The following is a 3,048-nucleotide window of genomic DNA, read 5'->3' as shown; positions in this document are numbered from 1 at the left end:
GCACGCGGCGGCCGGCCCGCAGAACCACTGGTTCTACCTGCTCGCGGAGGGCTCGAACCCGTCCAACGGCAACCCGACCAGCCCGACCTGCAACAGCTCCACCGTCACCGGCATCGGCATCCAGAAGGCCGGCCAGATCTTCATGGGCGGCCTGAACCGCAAGGTGACGAGCTGGAGCCACGCCCGCGCCCGCGTCGAGACGATCAACGCGGCGCTGCAGCTGTTCCCCGGCTCGGCCACCGAGTGCAACGCGGTGAAGGCCGCGTGGAGCGCGATCAACGTCCCCGCGCAGAGCGGCGAGGCGTCCTGCGGCACCCAGCAGAACGACTTCTCGGTCACGCTGAGCCCCGGCTCGGGCAGCGCCCAGGCGGGCGGGACGGCGACCGCCACGGTCGCCACCCAGACCACCGGCGGCACCGCCCAGCAGGTCTCGCTGTCGGCGACGAGCAGCCCGTCCGGCCCGACCGCGTCGTTCTCCCCGGCCACGATCACCTCGGGCCAGTCGTCCACGATGACCGTCACCGTCCCGGCCGGGACCGCTGACGGCACCTACAAGCTGACCGTTCTCGCCGACGGCGCGTCCGTCGACCGCACGGCCACCTACACGCTGACCGTCGGGCAGGGCCAGCCCGGCACCGTCTACTCCGACGACCTCGAGTCCGGGACGGGCTGGACGACCAACCCGAACGGTACCGACACCGCCACCGCGGGCCGCTGGGAGCGCGGCACCCCGCAGCCGACGAGCTACTCCGGCACCAGCCTGCAGCTCGCCGCCGCGGGCGGCAGCGGCGCCCTCGTGACGGGCGCGGCCGCCGGAACCGACGCCGGGACCTACGACCTCGACGGCGGCGTCAGCAGCGTCCAGTCCCCGGCGATCAGCCTGCCGAGCGGCACCCTGTCGCTGAAGTTCTCCTGGAACTTCGCCTACCTCAACAACAGCTCGACCGACGACTACCTGCGCGTCCGCGTCGTCGGCGCGAACGGGTCGAGCACCGTGCTGAACCAGAGCGGCGCCGCGGCCAACAAGGCCGGGGCGTGGCAGACGGCGACGTACGACCTGTCGGCCTACGCCGGCCAGTCGGTCCGCATCCTCGTCGAAGCGGCCGACAACGGCACCGCCAGCCTCGTCGAGGCCGGCATCGACAACGTCTCCGTCACCAAGGCCTGACCGCCCCCCGCCCGCGGCCCGTGACGGGGCCCGCTCCCCCGTCGCGGGCCGCGCCCCTACCTGGAGGAACGCATGAGATCGCGCATGATCGCGGCCTTGGGCGCGGCGGCCCTCGCGGCGTCGGCCCTGCTCGCCCCCTCGGGCGCGGCGGCAGCGCCCGCCACGCTGGCCGCCCCCGACATCCCGCTCGCGAACGTCAAGGCGCACCTGTCCCAGCTGCAGAGCATCGCCACCGCCAACGGCGGCAACCGCGCGCACGGCCGCACCGGCTTCCGCGCCTCGATCGACTACGTGAAGGGCAAGCTGGACGCCGCCGGATACCAGACGAGCGTCCAGTCGTTCACCTACAACGGCTCCACCGGCTACAACCTCATCGCCGACTGGCCCGGCGGCGACACGAACAACATCCTCATGACCGGCGCGCACCTCGACAGCGTCACGGCCGGGCCCGGCATCAACGACAACGGCTCCGGCTCCGCCGCGAACCTGGAGGTCGCCCTCGCCGTCGCCCGCGAGAGGTACGCGCCCAAGCGGCACCTGCGGTTCGGCTGGTGGGGCGCCGAGGAGCTCGGCCTCGTCGGCTCGACCAACTACGTCAACAACCTCCCCTCCACCGAGCGGTCGAAGATCAAGGGCTATCTGAACTTCGACATGGTCGGCTCCCCCAACCCCGGCTACTTCGCCTACGACGGCGACGGCTCCAGCGGCAGCGGCGGCCCCGCCGGATCCGCCGAGATCGAGCAGACGCTGCGCGCCCACTTCCAGTCGATCAACGTGCCCGTCCAGGACACCGCGTTCGACGGCCGCTCCGACTACGGGCCGTTCATCCGGTACGGGATCGCCGCCGGCGGCCTGTTCACCGGCGCCGAGGGACGCAAGACGACCCAGCAGGCGCAGCTGTGGGGCGGCCAGGCCGGCGTCGCGTTCGACCGCTGCTACCACTCGTCGTGCGACACCACGTCCAACATCGACGACACGGCGCTCGACCGCAACGCCGACGCCATCGCCCACGCCGTCTGGACGCTCGGCGGCGACGGCGGCACCACGGAACCCCCCGGCGACACCGTCTTCTCCGACGACCTCGAATCGGGCACCGGCTGGACCGCGAACCCGAACGGCACCGACACCGCCACCGCGGGCGCCTTCGAGCGCGGCACCCCGCAGCCGACCAGCTACTCCGGCACGAGCCTCCAGCTCGCCGCCGCGGGCGGCAGCGGCGCCCTCGTGACGGGCGCGGCCGCCGGAACCGACGCCGGGACCAACGACCTCGACGGCGGCACCACCACCATCCAGTCGCCCGCGATCGCGCTGCCGGCCGGCTCGAAGACCCTGTCGTTCTCCTGGTACCTCGCCCACCTGAACAACAGCTCCACCGACGACTACCTGCGGGTGCGGGTCGTCGGGCCGAACGGCTCCACGACCGTCCTCAACCAGGCGGGCGCGGCGTCCAACCGGGCCGGCTCCTGGCAGACGCAGACCGCGGACGTCTCCGCCTACGCGGGCCAGACCGTCCGCATCATCGCCGAAGCCGCCGACAACGGCACCGGCAGCCTCGTCGAGGCCGGCCTCGACAACCTCAAGATCACCAAGTAGCCGCAGGCCAGGGGCCGGTTTCAGAGTTTTGCACGGCCCCGTTCACACAACTGAAAATCCAGTGGCGGATGGATCCGTTGACACCCTCCCACCCGCCGCGATCAACTCATGAACAGCCCGACCCCCCACCCCCAGGGCCGTTCACCAGCGAGACGGGGCCCGCCCCCCGCCCGAAAACGCCCCTCCGGCACTCTCCCCTTCTAGTGGTCGTCGCAACACCCTTGCTGAGGGGTCGCGATGGACTTCGAGATTCGGAAGGACCGGAGGCCGCAGGGCCGAAAGAAGTT

2 protein-coding genes are annotated in these 3,048 nt (G+C 72.0%); both read left to right on the top strand.

Annotated elements, in window-relative coordinates:
- Positions 1–1,168, top strand: a 1,168-nt coding sequence (locus AB0C84_RS45730; protein WP_361079110.1) for a M4 family metallopeptidase, incomplete at its 5' end; no start/stop codon positions are given.
- Positions 1,169–1,240: 72 nt separating this feature from the next.
- Positions 1,241–2,761 (top strand): M28 family peptidase, encoded by a 1,521-nt coding sequence (locus AB0C84_RS45725; protein WP_361079107.1) that lies wholly within the window; start codon positions 1,241–1,243, stop codon positions 2,759–2,761.
- Positions 2,762–3,048 lie beyond the last annotated feature (287 nt).

The sequence above is a fragment of the Actinomadura sp. NPDC048955 genome (assembly GCF_040649435.1).
In the GTDB taxonomy this organism is placed as follows: Bacteria; Actinomycetota; Actinomycetes; order Streptosporangiales; family Streptosporangiaceae; genus Spirillospora; species Spirillospora luteofluorescens.
Note: the sequence above shows the minus strand (reverse complement) of the source record. Positions and strands in the feature narration are given on the sequence as shown.

Coding starts and splice junctions, on each gene's coding strand:
- AB0C84_RS45725 (WP_361079107.1), top strand. CDS start 1,241: ATGAGATCGCGCATGATCGCGGCCTTGGGCGCGGCGGCCCTCGCGGCG.